The sequence below is a fragment of the Vibrio sp. 03_296 genome (assembly GCF_002265885.1).
In genome coordinates, this window is the sequence record NZ_NPKW01000140.1 from 15,585 (window position 1) to 30,013 (window position 14,429).

Annotated in this window: 13 protein-coding genes; 7 read left to right on the plus strand and 6 right to left on the minus strand. The window is 47.0% G+C overall.

The window, feature by feature from the left end; translation table 11 throughout:
- Nucleotides 1–2 precede the first annotated feature (2 nt).
- From nqrE to nqrM, 4 genes are all read left to right on the plus strand, one after another.
- A complete protein-coding gene (nqrE, locus tag CIK04_RS18000) occupies nt 3–599 on the plus strand; it encodes an NADH:ubiquinone reductase (Na(+)-transporting) subunit E (protein ID WP_011079731.1) in 597 nt (198 codons plus the stop codon).
- A gap of 33 nt (nt 600–632) precedes the next feature.
- A complete protein-coding gene (gene nqrF / locus CIK04_RS18005) occupies nt 633–1,856 on the plus strand; it encodes an NADH:ubiquinone reductase (Na(+)-transporting) subunit F (RefSeq protein ID WP_011079732.1) in 1,224 nt (407 codons plus the stop codon).
- A gap of 164 nt (nt 1,857–2,020) precedes the next feature.
- The gene (locus tag CIK04_RS18010; protein WP_017788884.1) at nt 2,021–3,028 is read left to right on the plus strand and encodes an FAD:protein FMN transferase; all 1,008 of its coding nucleotides are present in this window, start codon (nt 2,021–2,023) and stop codon (nt 3,026–3,028) included.
- A gap of 19 nt (nt 3,029–3,047) precedes the next feature.
- Nucleotides 3,048–3,281, plus strand: coding sequence for a (Na+)-NQR maturation NqrM (gene nqrM, locus CIK04_RS18015; RefSeq protein WP_011079734.1), 234 nt, complete (start codon nt 3,048–3,050; stop codon nt 3,279–3,281).
- Between the two features lie 30 nt (nt 3,282–3,311).
- On the opposite strand, the gene CIK04_RS18020 is transcribed toward nqrM, so the two are convergent.
- The gene (locus CIK04_RS18020; protein ID WP_026060776.1) at nt 3,312–4,526 is read right to left on the minus strand and encodes a response regulator; all 1,215 of its coding nucleotides are present in this window, start codon (nt 4,524–4,526) and stop codon (nt 3,312–3,314) included.
- 214 nt (nt 4,527–4,740) lie between these two features.
- Here CIK04_RS18020 and dinB point away from each other — a divergent pair, with 214 nt between their 5' ends.
- Complete coding sequence (gene dinB / locus CIK04_RS18025) at nt 4,741–5,805, plus strand: DNA polymerase IV (protein WP_097352140.1); 1,065 nt, start codon at nt 4,741–4,743, stop codon at nt 5,803–5,805.
- Between the two features lie 31 nt (nt 5,806–5,836).
- Here the strand turns inward: dinB and CIK04_RS18030 are convergent, their stop codons facing one another.
- Nucleotides 5,837–7,756, minus strand: a complete 1,920-nt coding sequence (locus CIK04_RS18030; protein WP_097352141.1) for an ATP-dependent DNA helicase RecQ — start codon at nt 7,754–7,756, stop codon at nt 5,837–5,839.
- Nucleotides 7,757–7,988: 232 nt separating this feature from the next.
- Between CIK04_RS18030 and CIK04_RS18035 the strand changes: the two genes are divergently transcribed.
- On the plus strand, nt 7,989–8,732 hold the full coding sequence (locus CIK04_RS18035; RefSeq protein WP_017420219.1) for a YggN family protein: 744 nt from the start codon (nt 7,989–7,991) through the stop codon (nt 8,730–8,732).
- A gap of 57 nt (nt 8,733–8,789) precedes the next feature.
- On the opposite strand, the gene CIK04_RS18040 is transcribed toward CIK04_RS18035, so the two are convergent.
- Nucleotides 8,790–11,330, minus strand: a complete 2,541-nt coding sequence (locus CIK04_RS18040) for an Ig-like domain-containing protein (protein WP_097352142.1) — start codon at nt 11,328–11,330, stop codon at nt 8,790–8,792.
- Nucleotides 11,331–11,649: 319 nt separating this feature from the next.
- Between CIK04_RS18040 and CIK04_RS18045 the strand changes: the two genes are divergently transcribed.
- Nucleotides 11,650–13,014 carry a sodium-dependent transporter gene (locus CIK04_RS18045; protein ID WP_097352143.1) on the plus strand — a complete coding sequence of 455 codons (1,365 nt, stop codon included), beginning with the start codon at nt 11,650–11,652 and terminating at the stop codon, nt 13,012–13,014.
- 113 nt (nt 13,015–13,127) lie between these two features.
- On the opposite strand, the gene CIK04_RS18050 is transcribed toward CIK04_RS18045, so the two are convergent.
- From CIK04_RS18050 to CIK04_RS18060, 3 genes are all read right to left on the minus strand, one after another.
- Nucleotides 13,128–13,319, minus strand: coding sequence for a DUF4250 domain-containing protein (locus CIK04_RS18050; protein WP_097352144.1), 192 nt, complete (start codon nt 13,317–13,319; stop codon nt 13,128–13,130).
- A 3-nt stretch (nt 13,320–13,322) separates the two neighbouring features.
- Nucleotides 13,323–13,526: a YaeP family protein gene (locus CIK04_RS18055; RefSeq protein WP_017420216.1), complete on the minus strand. Its 204-nt coding sequence runs from the start codon at nt 13,524–13,526 to the stop codon at nt 13,323–13,325.
- Nucleotides 13,527–13,646: 120 nt separating this feature from the next.
- Complete coding sequence (locus tag CIK04_RS18060) at nt 13,647–14,315, minus strand: tellurite resistance TerB family protein (protein WP_038941306.1); 669 nt, start codon at nt 14,313–14,315, stop codon at nt 13,647–13,649.
- Between the last annotated feature and the right edge of the window lie 114 nt (nt 14,316–14,429).

Sequence of the window (14,429 nt, forward strand, 5' to 3'; positions counted from 1 at the left end):
ACATGGAACATTACATCAGTCTGTTAATTAAATCGATTTTCATCGAGAACATGGCTCTGTCTTTCTTCTTGGGTATGTGTACCTTCTTGGCGGTATCTAAGAAAGTAAAGACCTCTTTCGGTCTAGGCGTTGCGGTAGTTGTGGTATTGACCATCGCCGTACCAGTAAACAACTTGGTTTACAACCTAGTACTTAAAGAAAACGCGCTGGTCGAAGGCGTGGATCTGAGCTTCCTAAACTTCATCACCTTTATCGGTGTAATTGCGGCACTTGTACAGATTCTAGAGATGATTCTTGACCGTTTCTTCCCGCCTTTGTACAACGCGCTAGGCATCTTCCTACCGCTGATCACAGTTAACTGTGCCATCTTCGGTGGTGTATCTTTCATGGTACAACGTGATTACAACTTCGCTGAATCTGTAGTCTACGGTTTCGGTGCAGGTGTGGGTTGGATGCTCGCGATCGTGGCCCTTGCAGGTATCCGTGAGAAGATGAAGTACTCAGATGTACCTCCTGGTCTACGTGGTTTAGGTATTACCTTTATCACTGTAGGTTTGATGGCGTTAGGCTTTATGTCTTTCTCTGGTGTTCAACTGTAAGTCGGGTAAACCGCAACAATTAAGGAATAGTCAATGGACATTATTCTTGGTGTCGTGATGTTTACTCTGATCGTACTGGCTCTAGTACTAGTGATTCTTTTCGCTAAGTCTAAGCTTGTACCAACAGGTGACATTACAATTTCTATCAACGGCGACGCAGATAAGTCGATCGTTACTTCTCCAGGTGGCAAGCTACTAAGCGCGTTAGCTGGTGCAGGTGTATTCGTTTCTTCTGCTTGTGGTGGCGGTGGCTCTTGTGGTCAGTGTCGCGTAAAAGTGAAGAGCGGTGGTGGTGATATCCTTCCAACTGAGTTGGATCACATCACTAAAGGTGAAGCGCGTGAAGGTGAGCGTCTAGCGTGTCAAGTGGCTGTGAAAACAGACATGGATATCGAGCTACCAGAAGAAATCTTCGGCGTTAAAAAGTGGGAATGTACGGTTATCTCTAACGATAACAAAGCAACATTCATTAAAGAGCTTAAGCTACAAATTCCAGATGGCGAATCAGTACCTTTCCGTGCTGGTGGTTACATCCAGATTGAAGCACCAGCTCACCACGTTAAATACGCAGATTTCGACGTACCAGAAGAGTACCGCGGTGACTGGGACAAGTTTAACCTGTTCCGTTACGAGTCTATCGTAAAAGAAGACATCATCCGTGCATACTCAATGGCGAACTACCCTGAAGAGTTCGGCATCATCATGCTAAACGTACGTATCGCGACTCCGCCGCCAAATAACCCAGACGTAGCACCGGGTCAGATGTCTTCTTACATCTGGTCACTAAAAGAAGGTGACAAGTGTACGATTTCTGGTCCATTTGGTGAGTTCTTCGCGAAAGACACTGATGCAGAAATGGTCTTCATCGGTGGTGGTGCAGGTATGGCTCCTATGCGTTCTCATATCTTTGACCAACTTAAGCGTTTGAAGTCTAAGCGTAAGATGTCTTACTGGTACGGCGCGCGTTCTAAGCGTGAAATGTTCTACGTAGAAGATTTCGATGGCCTAGCGGCTGAGAATGATAACTTCGTATGGCACTGTGCACTGTCTGATCCGCTTCCAGAAGATAACTGGGATGGTTACACAGGCTTCATCCACAATGTGCTTTACGAAAATTATCTGCGTGATCACGATGCACCAGAAGATTGTGAATACTACATGTGTGGTCCACCGATGATGAACGCGGCTGTTATTGGCATGCTGAAAAATCTCGGTGTAGAAGATGAAAACATCCTACTGGATGACTTCGGTGGTTAATTTCATCTAACCCATTGAAACTATGGCTGGCTCGTAGGAGCCAGCCATTCTTTTTTTTCCTCGCTATTCTTTTTTGAATAGTGCGCCAAATGGCCATAGAAAATCGGTGTATTAACCGTGAACCTATTTTCCATATCCATTTAATAACAATAGGAGTTTAACAAGTGAAAAAGTGGCTTGTTGCTTTTGCTTCTCTATTGGTGCTTGCTGGTTGCGAAAAGCCCGCAGAGCAGGTACATCTTAGCGGCCCAACGATGGGCACGACATACAATATCAAATACATCGCTCAAGAAGGTTCGCCAAAACCAGACGTGCTTCAGCAAGAGATCGATCGCTTGTTAGAAGAAGTTAACGACCAGATGTCAACGTACCGAAAAACCTCTGAATTGAGCCGTTTTAATCAGTCTCGTGATTCTGCGCCGTTTGCGGTTTCACAACAAACGGCCACCGTTGTTAAGGAAGCGATTCGTCTCAATCATTTGACCTTGGGGGCATTGGATGTCACCGTTGGGCCTTTGGTTAACCTGTGGGGATTTGGTCCTGAAGCGCGCCGTGATGTTGTGCCTAGTGCTGAGGATTTAGCTGAGCGTAAAGCACAAACAGGCATTGAGCATTTGTCGGTTGTCGATAACACGTTGATCAAAACCTTGCCTAATCTCTATGTGGATCTGTCGACGATCGCGAAAGGTTGGGGCGTTGATGTGGTTGCAGACTATATTCAATCTCAAGGTGTACAAAACTACATGGTCGAAATCGGCGGTGAAATTCGCTTAAAAGGGGTTAACCGTGAGGGTGTGCCTTGGCGTATCGCGATTGAAAAACCGTCGGTAGAAGAGCGCGCTATCCAAGATATTATCGAACCGGGCGATATGGCGATCGCGACTTCTGGTGATTACCGTAACTACTTTGAGCGTGATGGTATTCGTTATTCTCACATCATTAATCCAAAAACAGGCATGCCAATTAACCATAAAGTGGTTTCTGTCACCGTGTTAGACAAATCCTCGATGACAGCAGATGGTCTTGCAACCGGTCTAATGGTGTTGGGCGAAGAAAAAGGCATTGAGATCGCTAATCAAAATGGCATCCCAGTGCTAATGATCGTGAAAACAGATGATGGCTTTACAGAAATCGCTTCTGATGCGTATAAGCCATATTTGAAGAATCAATAAGTGATATAGGTTTGTTGATATGAGTACATTTCTAATTACCTTTGGTGTGTTTGTTGCCGTGATTGCCGCGATGGCAGTGGGCTACATCTTTCAGAAAAAGGTGGTGAAGGGAAGCTGTGGCGGTTTGGGTGCTGTTGGCATTGAAAAAGTGTGTAACTGCCCTGAACCCTGTGATGCGCGTAAAAAACGCGAAGCACGTGAAGCCGCGCGAGCGGAAAAATTGGCTCAGTGGGACAAAGACCGCATCGCTTAAAATGAAAAACGCCCGCATCGGGCGTTTTCTTTATCGGCTAACTATTTGGTTTCGCCCGTTGGCTTTGGCTTGGTACAAGTAGCCGTCGGCTTCTTTGATTTGATTTTCGAGCTCATCTTGCAAAGAGGCTACACCAATACTGATGGTAATATGAATGTTGTGCTCTTTGTGTGTAATGGTGGTTTTTTCGACCCGCTGCCTCATGTGCTCTAAGCGAGTGACAAAGTCGTCGTAACTTTGACAGGATTGGATACAAAACTCCTCGCCACCAAATCGTACCACCACTTCATTGGGGAAGTAAATTTTTAGAATGTTAGCGACAGTCTTTAAGGCGATATCGCCACCATCATGGCCATAGGTATCATTCACTTTTTTGAAATGGTCGATATCAAGCATCGCAATATGGCGCAACTCACAGCCTTTGCACTCTTGTCCAAAGAGATAGCGCCGATTCCAGAGCCCAGTGAGTGCGTCTTGGTTCGCCATACGATAGAGCTCATTCGTTGCTTCTTTCATGTCGAGTATTTGATGGACACGGCAGAAAAACTCTTCCTGATTAAAGGGCTTATAGAGAAAGTCATTCGCGCCTGCTTTCAAGAAACGTGCAGTCATCGTTCGATCGTCGCTGCCAGACAGCCCCAAAATGGCCAACTTGTTCTTATCGGTATGTACGCGAATTTCACGAATCATGGTGATGCCGTCTTTTTCTGGCATGTCGTGGTCGGTGATCACAAACGTCACTTCGGGATGTTGTTTCAGGACCTCGAGCGCTTGAGTGCCATTTTCCGCTTCCAGTGCTTCTATATATTGGTGTTCCAGTAACTGTGTAATGTGTTTTCTCACCACTTTGGAATCGTCAACCACCAATGCTTTATGCTGACGGTTGTTAGTGAGGCGTTTAATTAGAGGCAACAGGTAAGAAACTGACGCCATACTGTCTTTCAAAATGTAATCCAAAACCCCTTTGGCAAGCACTTTAGAGCGAATCTCTTCGCTAAACATGGCCGTTAGGACGATCACTTTTTGCTGGTGATGTAACGCAAGATCAATCACTTCACCATCTTGACCGTCCGGCAGACAATAATCCAAAACGGCGCAAAGAAACTCGTGATTTTCTGCAAGGAAAGTTTGCGCTTCAGCTAAATTCTCTGCCGCAAAAACGTCATATCCCGCTTGGGAGAGTTGTTGCTGGAGGTAATTACGAAAGGCTCGGCTATCTTCTACAACTAGTATTTTATTACCCAAGGAAGAGGCCTCCGGACCATTATTAACAACTAACATAAATAATATGTAGGACTAACAAAGTTGCCACAAATAAGCGATTTTTTTGTTTGCTAATTGGGCTGAATCTCAAAATAACGACATGCATACGGATTCATTAGTGGCGATAGAGAGCGATTGAGAATGTCCCATTTGTCTGTATACTGTGTTTTTATCCAGTTATTAATTGTGTTGTTGTATGTCTACGCAAATGCGAAAAATCATCCATATCGATATGGACTGCTTCTATGCCGCAGTAGAGATGCGTGATAACCCCAATTTCCGCGGTCGACCTCTGGCGGTTGGAGGGCACGAAAAGCAGCGTGGGGTCATCAGTACCTGTAATTATGAAGCGCGTAAGTTTGGCGTGAGAAGTGCGATGCCAACGGCACAAGCGCTTAAACAGTGCCCTAGTTTGCTGGTTGTGCCTGGGCGAATGCAGGTATACAAAGAGGTTTCAACGCACATTCGCAGTATTTTCTCACGTTACACTCACTTGATTGAGCCACTCTCGCTCGACGAAGCCTATTTGGATGTAACGGATTCCACGCAATGTCATGGTTCGGCAACCTTAATTGCCGAAGCGATTCGTCGTGACATTTGGAATGAGCTGCAACTCACGGCCTCGGCAGGCGTTGCTCCGATTAAATTTCTCGCCAAAGTGGCCTCGGACATGAACAAACCGAATGGCCAGTTTGTGATTCCACCAGAGCAAGTTCAGAGTGTGATTGATACTTTGCCTTTACAAAAAATCCCTGGGGTTGGCAAAGTGAGTTTAGAGAAGTTGAACCAAGCGGGTTTGTACGTTTGCCAAGATGTGAAAAACAGTGATTATCGTCAGTTACTCAAGCGATTTGGCCGTTTAGGGGCGTCGCTATGGCAGCGCAGCCATGGTATTGATGAGCGAGAGGTGATCGTCGAGCGAGAACGGAAATCAGTTGGAGTCGAACGCACTTTTACGCAAAACATTGTGACATATGAACAATGTTGGCAAGTGATCGAAGAGAAATTGTTTCCCGAGCTGGCCATTCGTTTAGAAAAAGCCAATCCTGAAAAAGCGATCATTAAGCAAGGGATCAAAATGAAATTCGCCGACTTTCAATTGACGACGATAGAGCATGTTCACCATGAGCTCGAACTGGCCTATTTCCGAGAATTGTTGCAGGACATTCTTCAACGTCAAAAGGGGCGTGAAATTCGCTTACTAGGGCTTAGTGTGATGCTTAAGCCAGAAGAGCAAGCCCGGCAACTCAGCTTGCTCTAATCGCTTTGTATTGTTGTTTCCCTAGGTCTGATTAGCGTCGTTTACTGACAAGTGCGAGTACTTCTCCATAAGGTGCGCGTTCTAACTGCGCAAATCCCTTCAACTTTTTCGCTTTTAGTTGAGTGAGCTTAGGTGTGCTGATCCCACAAAGGAAACGCGTGATGAGCTCTGCACTCAGCGGCTGTGAGGTTTGACTCTTCAACTGAGCAATCCATTCATCAAGCGCTTGCTGAGGAATGTCCGTCAGCATTTCTTTAGGAAGAGTGGCTTGGTGTCCTCGGCATGCTGAGCAGTGGCCACATTGCTGTGGTGCGTTATGATCAGAAAAGTAGCGCGCGAGCTTATGACTGAGGCAGTCACCTGATTCAAAAAAGTGGAGCATATGATGAATCCGTTCGACATCACTTTGCTCTTTGTTTTTGAAGAGATGATAAATCTGTTCGGTGAGATCTTCTGTGGAATACTCAATCGGCTTTACCGCAAACACGTCCGTCATTTGCTTACTTTCCAGTTCTATCCAGCCTTGTTGATGAAGGTAATCTAGCGCAGCCACACAACGTGATCGTTCGGCATGATAGCGATGCCAAAGTGCCTCGAAATCGGTTTGACACCAGACCCTCGCTTGTGGAGAACAATCAAAAACAGCCTGCAAAAAGGCGCCTCGTTCACCCTGAAAACGCTGCACAATTTCACTGGCAGGACGAAGAAACTTGAAACGATACTCGGCAAAATAGGCGTACATGGGTTCGATCAGGCCAGCCATTTCGAGGTATACCAATAGTGTCTTTAGTGGCAGTTGGCGAATGTTGGTATCGTTAGAAAGTCGGGCGATAATCACCTCCCATCGTTCACCAGAGGCTTGTATTTGTTGGATCACCGAGCTGATGTCATCTCGTTCAGGCGTATCGCCATAAATGAAATTTTCCAGTGTGCTTAACCCACTTTGATTGGCCAAGACGATGCAATCGGACTTCTGGCCATCACGACCGGCTCGACCGATTTCTTGGGCGTAGTTTTCAATCGATTTGGGTAAGTCAAAATGGATCACTCGGCGAATGTTGGCTTTATCTACCCCCATTCCAAAAGCGATGGTTGCCACGATACAGTCCACTTGGCCTTGCATAAACTGCGTTTGGATCGTGCTGCGCAACTCGTTATCCAATCCTGCGTGATAGGCTGAAGCGCGTATGCCTTCGTCTTGCAGTAGGGTAGCAACTTGGCTTGCGGTCTGTTGCAACGTGACATAGACAATGGTTGGGGCGTTAGGGACTTGTTGTACTATTTTCAGCAGTGCGTCAGCTTTGTCTTCATTGCGACAAGGGGTCACGTGGAGATCAAGATTGGCGCGATAAAACCCGGTGACAACCACATTGTCCTTGTTGATGGAAAATTTGCGTTGCATGTCTGCTATCACATTTTCAGTTGCAGTGGCGGTCAGCAGCAGAACTTGTGGAATGTTTAATGCCGCTTGATAGCTCGGAAGTTTGAGGTAATCCGGGCGGAAATTATGCCCCCACTCAGAAATACAGTGCGCCTCGTCGACCACGAGCAGTGAAATCGGTACTTGGGCGATGAACTGTCGGAAACGTTCGTTCTTGAGGCGCTCGACAGAGATCATCAGTATTTTTATTTCCCCGGCATTGACCGCTTGCATAATCGTCTGAGTTTGTTCTTTGCTTTGGCCTGATTCGATGGCTGCGGCCGCAATACCTTTGCTATGCAGAAAAGCCAGCTGATCTTTCATTAAGGCAATGAGCGGTGAGACCACCAGCGTTAAGTGGGGGAGGTGCAAAGCGGGTAACTGATAACAAAGAGATTTACCTGAGCCGGTTGGGAAAATGGCGGCCGCAGAATGGCCTGACAGTACCGCATCGACGACTTGTTGTTGGCCTTGGCGTAATGTCTCAAAACCAAAGATATGGTGTAACGTATCGCGAATGTCGTGTTGCATCGTGGGGATGGCTCTTGCTAGGGAAATCAGAGTGCTATCATACCGAGAAAGTCCGTTTTTCTCACCTTCAAGATGGGGTGAAAAAGTATGATGTTTCGCGTCTCTACCCTCAATGACGGGAATTTGTGCGTGTGAAAAGAGGCGAATAACGAGACAAGAGTTGTGACAATTTACTGACAAAATACACATCACCAACTGTTATAGTTCGGCAAAAAACAATTAAGGAAAAGTCATGAAAAAGCTGGCCATCTTTCTTCCACTGGTTGTGACCACTTCGGTTCATGCAGCGCAGTGTCGTGTCGATATCAAAAATGAAGTCCGCCTAGATGGTGAAGTCTTGGAAATTCATCAAACCAACGGCGACAAAGCCGTGGTGGATGCGAGCAACAATCTTTACATCCATGGTGAGAAAATCGAGCTCAACGGTGATCAACAAGCGGCCATTGAAGAGTATCGTGAAAACCTTAATGCCTATCTGCCAAGAGCGAAACAAGTGGCGGAAGAGAGCTTAGCGCTGGCGAACGACATCATTGATGATATTGCCGTTAGCCTTGATGCACCCAACGCATTTGATAACGTAAAAACGGCGGTAAAAGATTTTTTTACCGATGTTGAATCTCGTTATTACAAAGATGGTGATTTGATTTTACCTGCAGATAGCTTTGCGTCTATGACGGAGTCTTGGCAGGATGACTTCCAACGAGCGCAAGAGATCTTCAACAAAGAGTTTATCAGCAGTGCGTTTGACGCGATGTCGAGCAAAATGAAGCAAGAAGGCGGTTTGAATCTGTCTGCGATGTCGCAGAGCATGACGGAGTTGAAGCAGAAAGTGCAAGAGCGTTTGCAGCAGCACAGCAAAGAAATTGAACAACAAACTCAGGATTTTTGTGATTCGTTAGACGATATGGCCGTGCAAGAGCAAGACTTGCTGAAGAAGATACCGGAGTTAAAAAACTATCAGGTATTTACCATCTAATTTCGTAACAAAGAGAGCACCCGTCGTGGTGCTCTCTGGTTTTACAGACATTTGTGTTTAGCGGGCATTCATTTGCGTTAGTTTATCTCCCACAGGTTTGGAGAAATTGAAACCATCATGCTCATCCCAGTTGATTGACCAAGTCATTACGCCAGCATAATTCGGGTAGTTGAACGCTGGTCGCACCGTGGTGCATTTTGTGCCTAATGTTAAACAATCGAGTGCATCTAGGATATTTTGAGTCGGCGCTTGGCCAGAGTTCGCTGAGCTTGGCCCTGAAGGAAGGCCAATGGCTACCTGGTCGTCGCGAAGCGGCTCAAAACGAGTGCCATCGGCGAGTTCAAAGCCTTCGATCAACATCTTAGATTGTGCAACCATCATATCGACAGAGCCTTCAGGAGCGGCGCTCGGTAGGTAAGGGTTGGGTAAGCCACCATTGTTGTAGAGCTGAACATGAAGTAAGTCGAGTGTGCTGCGAGTGGCGTTAATGACCGGAATGTAGGCGCCCCAAATTCCGCTGTAGGCCACCATACCGCCTTGAACGTAAGGATGTTCTGGTGCCATGGTGAGGTACATGTCACCACCGATATTTTGTTCAATTTGCAGTAGGGCTCTGCCCAATCTTGCCTGAATTTTCGAACCGTGGACAAGGTTTGAGCCACTTTCTAGATCCACATCGAGTCCATCAAATCCCCATTCTTTGATCAGCGCGGTTAAGCTAGAAACAAAATTCGCTTCATCTTGATCGGTATTCAGAGTAATGGTGCCTTCTGCTCCGCCAAGGGAAAGTACAAACTTTTTACCTTGCGCTTGCAGTGCCGCCATATCTTGTTTGAACTGGACCGGATCAAGCGGCGCACAGCTGCTGTAAATATCCCCTGAGTAAAGGTTGAAGTGGACCGTACCATTGCTGTTGCGATCGTTTTCAGCAAAAGCAATATCAATCACATCCCATGTGTTTGACATGTCTGCGAGACGTATCGGACAGCCAGCCCCATTCACAAAGTTGTGCCAATAGCCAATCAGTTTGTGGCGTTTTTCCGACTGTTCAACCACCTTGATTGCTGCCGCTTCCGAGAGTGCTTGATTACCCGCTAAGTCGACCGCTTGAGCACTGACGGTAAAGTTACCGATCGCCGCAGGTGTCCAAGAGACAGAGTACGGAGCGCTATTGTCGGTTGCAATCACACTGCCGTTGACGACAAAGTCGACTTGTTTGATCGCGGAAGTGAGGGAGGTCGCGTCGGCACTTAGGGTCACGTTTTTACCCAAACCAACCGTTTGGCCAGCCGTTGGTGAAGTGAGCGTGACGACAAGCGCTTGATCACTGACCGTGACATTGACCAGCGACTCACTCACGTTATTGTCATTGTCGGTTGCGATCGCTTTTAGCTGATTGGCCCCAACGAAAGTTGCACTCCAAGTCTGTACGTAGGGAGGCTGAGTCACCACACCTAAGCTCGAGTTATTCGCGAAAAACTCGACTTGGGTGACGCTGCCATCTGCGTCACTAGCATCAGCGCTGAGGGTTAGGTTACTGCCTGCGAGTACCACCGCACCGTCATTAGGTGAGGTGATGGTAATTTGCGGTGGGGTTGAGCACGCGCCCAATCCACTCCAAGCATCTTGCCAGTATTGGCCTACGCCAGGCTCGTAAGCCCAAGCAGCATTAGAAGAACACCAGCCTGCGACATCGCAACGGTATTTCTGATTGAGATTGGAGACCAGCGCACCCGCTTCGTAGCGTGTGCCAGCCAGATAAGGAACCGCATCCGCGCAGCCATCAGAATGGCTGCCACTGACAACCAATGAGACGTTTTGGCTCATGGTGGTTAAATTGGCATCATCGGTCGCTTGTGCTTTGAATGTATGGGTGCCCGCAACCGCATTCCAGAGGTACTCGTAAGGCGCGTTGGTATCTACAAAGACCGATTGATTATCGACGAAGAACTCCACTTGCGTCACGATGCCATCGCTGTCTGCCGCTTGAGCGCTCACGACTAAGCGGTCTTTATCGCTCAGTGTTTCACTTCCGGTTGGGCTGGTCAGAGAAATCGTTGGTGGCGCAAGCTCTCCTTGAGGCAACACGCTGATGTTGACGTTGGTGGACTGGATTGCCCCTTCATTGTCCGTGGCAATGGCCGTTAATTGAGAGGTACCTTTTACCGCTGTCCATGGGGTTTCAAATGGTGCTTGTGTGACCACCGCAATCAATTGTGTTCCTGCAAGAAACTCGACTTGGCTAACTTGGCCATCTTCATCGCTGGCATTCGCCAACAAAGTGATGCTCGCGCCTTCTGGAATTTCTGCATTATTGGTTGGAGAAGAGAAGGTGATGCTTGGTGGTAGATTACCTCCGCCGTTGTCACATTGCCCAAGAGATTTCCATGCCTCCCAAGGGCCAGAGTTCGTGATAGGATCATTGCCTTGAGTCCAGTAGGCGGCTTCGAATGCTTGGTTCTCTTTTTGAACTTGACTACCGGATGTGTAGATCTCGCTGCTATTCCATGTTGCTAGGCTTTGGCAGTTATAAGCCTGCGCTTGATAGCTGACGCCAAGCGCACTGATCAGCGCGCTTGATAACAAAGTGACTCTCATTTTTCTCTCCATTAATAAAAACATCTCAAGAGTAATAAGTAGCCAAGTTGGAGCGTTTTGCAGGCTAAATTGCTGATTAAATGATATTTACTCCCTCGATATCACGTACAGTTCACTGATGTAACAGCACTCGACATGAATTTTTCGGCGCACTTCAAGGTGTTCTATGGAAAGTAAAGCTGGTGTGTATGCCAAATTTTACGATGTGATTGTCTGATATTTTTGTTAAGTGTCGAGTTATTGACCAGCTAAAGATTGTTATGCCAAACATGTTTCTGTATTGTACTAGCTAACTAGTTCACAAGTGCAGTTAGGTCGTATGTCACAGCAAACAACTTCTCAACCGAGGGAACATTTTGGTTCTCGATTAGGCTTTATTCTAGCGGCAGCGGGTGCGGCTGTTGGCTTAGGGAATATTTGGGGCTTCCCGACACAAGCCGCCTCAAATGGTGGTGGTGCTTTTCTTTTAGTTTATTTAGTCATGATTTTGATCGTTGCTTTTCCAATGCTGGTGGTGGAGATGGCGATTGGTCGTCATGGGCAAGCGAACCCCGTCGATAGTATGCGCGCACTCGCCAGTCACCCTGTCGGTAAAAAAGTTGGTGGGCTGGTTGGTTGGATTGGTCTTAGCGTGCCAAGTGCCGTGTTGGCATTTTATTCGATTGTCGGCGGTTGGATCATCTGCTTCATGCTAGGCGCAATCACAGACTTGCTCGGCATGGAAGCGGCGACTGCATGGTTCAAAGGATTCAGTGTTGAGCGCAACCTTTTCGGTACGATTACTTTTTATGTGCTCACTATTTTGATCGTTCAAGGTGGCGTGAAACAAGGTATTGAAAAGTGGTCAACCCGCTTAATGCCAGCTCTGTTTGTGCTCTTTGCTGTGCTGTTTGTCTATATCATGACGCAAAATGGCGCGATGGAAGGGCTAAAACACTATCTAGTGCCAGATTTTGATAAGGTGTGGGATCGAAAATTGATTCTGGCGGCAATGGGACAAGGTTTCTTCTCGTTAACCATTGGTGGCTGCTCAATGCTGATCTACGGTTCGTACCTTAGCAAAAAAGAGAACTTACCGAAGATGGCCATGAATGTCACATTGGTGGATACTGCCGTGGCCTTTATTGCCGGTTTGGTTGTGCTTCCCGCGATGTTTGTTGCGATGCAAAAAGGGGTGCAAATCTATGCGGAAGATGGCTCTTTACTGAGCTCAGATACGCTGGTGTTTACTGTGCTACCACTGATGTTTGATAGCTTGGGGCTTCTCGGCCAGATATTTGCCGTGGTGTTTTTCTTGCTGCTGACGATTGCCGCACTCACTTCTTCAATCTCCATGTTGGAGTGCCCTGTTGCGCTTGTAGGCGAACGTTTTAATACCAAACGCAGTACCACGAGTTGGGTCTTGGGTGGCCTCATTGCATTGTTCAGCGTGGTGATTGTGTACAACTTCGGCGCGCTGTTTGGACTGGTGGCAACCGTCGCTACACAATATCTGCAGCCAACGGCCGCTTTGCTGTTCTGTTTGTTTGGTGGTTGGGTGTGGAGTCGTCACAGCAAAATCAAAGAGCTTGAGCAGGGCAACCCTGAGTTCACCTTGGGTTGGTTTGGTAAAGTTTGGCCTTCGTATGTGAAGTTCGTTTGTCCGGTGCTGGTGGCCACGGTGATTTGGGCTTCCTTTGGTTAACGCCAGAGAGCAGTAGATAAAAAAGCTTGATGCGGTGGCATCAAGCTTTTTTAATTAATCGAACCTCGAACCTCGAACCTCGAACCTCGAACCTCGAACCTCGAACCTCGAACCTATCGAAATTGTCCTGCGTCGGGCAGAAACTCAAAACCCGCAGTGGCCAATTTGGCTTCTAATGCTGCACGATCAATATCGAAATAACGCACGAGTTTATCGAGGTCACCGGAAAAATCGTCACGCAGCTTCATGTTGACGATGCTCATCAACATGATCGGATCCATGGATGCAAAGTTTGCCAAGTTCATCAATCAGTCCTCAAAATCTGAAATGAGTAAGTTGGCGGCGGCAAAAGCGGCTTTCTCACGTGTTTCTTTCGGTAATGTTTCATCTGCGGCAATATCATTCAGTGCTTTAACTGCACACGAGATTGCTTGCGGAATGTACCCTTGGTCACCACTACCAATTTGAGCGTAAAGCTCACGAACTAACTCACAACAGCCGTATACTTGCATGGCGTTTTCCTTGAACTTAAACAAATGATAACTGCTCTCAAATATACACAGTGTGGTTTTGAAACTCAAAGCTCAGAGTTGTTTTGGCGCAAGTTAATGCTCCCCCTGAGCAAAGATTCATCAACGCAGTTGCAGTTCAAGTTGTTCGATGACTTCTGGAGCCAGCTGTAGCTGCTTAGCCAGTTCTTGCAAATAAGCTTTTTCCATAAAGCTTTGCTCGTCCGCGATGATCAGCGAGGCGAGGTAAATTTCACTTGCTTGTTGTGGTGATGTCGCTAACTTGGCAATGTCGGTTGGGTCGAGGGGCTTTTGTAGCTCTTGTTGAACGAGTTGTCGCACCCGTTCATCGGCGTTCATCTCACTGAGCGCTTGCTCTATCTGGGCCATTTCCTGCTGGTCAATATGACCATCTGCTTTGGCCATCGCAATCATTGCTTTGATGATCAGCACTGAGTGGTGATTGTCTTGTGGGTCGTAAGCTTCCGTCACGCCAGTGTTTGGTTGAGTTCCTTGCCAGTCGTTGTAAACCTTATAAGCCAACGCACCTAAGGCTGCGGCGCCACCAATTTTGAGTGCATTCTTGCCGAGTTTCTTGGCCATCTTTCCGCTTTTTTTCGAACCCATCAGCATGCCGATGAGGCCGCCACCCAATGCGCCAGCACCGAGTGTTTTGAGTTGACTGGCGTTGGTGTTGTTTTTGATATTTTGGGTCTGTTTGTTCAATGCCTCTGAACCTTGTTTTAAAAGATCAGAGTTGAGGGCTTGATTGAGAAGACTTTTTAGATCCATGACGACTCTCCTGACTAAACATAAGGCAAGCATAACGGGAGAAATCTGAACCAAAGATTAATAGAAAAGGGATTGGCCTTGACCAATCCCTTTTAACTGTTGTTATAACACCGA

Coding starts and splice junctions, on each gene's coding strand:
- CIK04_RS18040 (WP_097352142.1), bottom strand. CDS start 11,330: ATGAGAGTCACTTTGTTATCAAGCGCGCTGATCAGTGCGCTTGGCGTC.
- CIK04_RS18035 (WP_017420219.1), top strand. CDS start 7,989: ATGAAAAAGCTGGCCATCTTTCTTCCACTGGTTGTGACCACTTCGGTT.
- CIK04_RS18045 (WP_097352143.1), top strand. CDS start 11,650: ATGTCACAGCAAACAACTTCTCAACCGAGGGAACATTTTGGTTCTCGA.
- nqrM (WP_011079734.1), top strand. CDS start 3,048: ATGAGTACATTTCTAATTACCTTTGGTGTGTTTGTTGCCGTGATTGCC.
- CIK04_RS18055 (WP_017420216.1), bottom strand. CDS start 13,526: ATGCAAGTATACGGCTGTTGTGAGTTAGTTCGTGAGCTTTACGCTCAA.
- nqrE (WP_011079731.1), top strand. CDS start 3: ATGGAACATTACATCAGTCTGTTAATTAAATCGATTTTCATCGAGAAC.
- CIK04_RS18060 (WP_038941306.1), bottom strand. CDS start 14,315: ATGGATCTAAAAAGTCTTCTCAATCAAGCCCTCAACTCTGATCTTTTA.
- dinB (WP_097352140.1), top strand. CDS start 4,741: ATGTCTACGCAAATGCGAAAAATCATCCATATCGATATGGACTGCTTC.
- CIK04_RS18050 (WP_097352144.1), bottom strand. CDS start 13,319: ATGAACTTGGCAAACTTTGCATCCATGGATCCGATCATGTTGATGAGC.
- CIK04_RS18030 (WP_097352141.1), bottom strand. CDS start 7,756: ATGCAACACGACATTCGCGATACGTTACACCATATCTTTGGTTTTGAG.
- nqrF (WP_011079732.1), top strand. CDS start 633: ATGGACATTATTCTTGGTGTCGTGATGTTTACTCTGATCGTACTGGCT.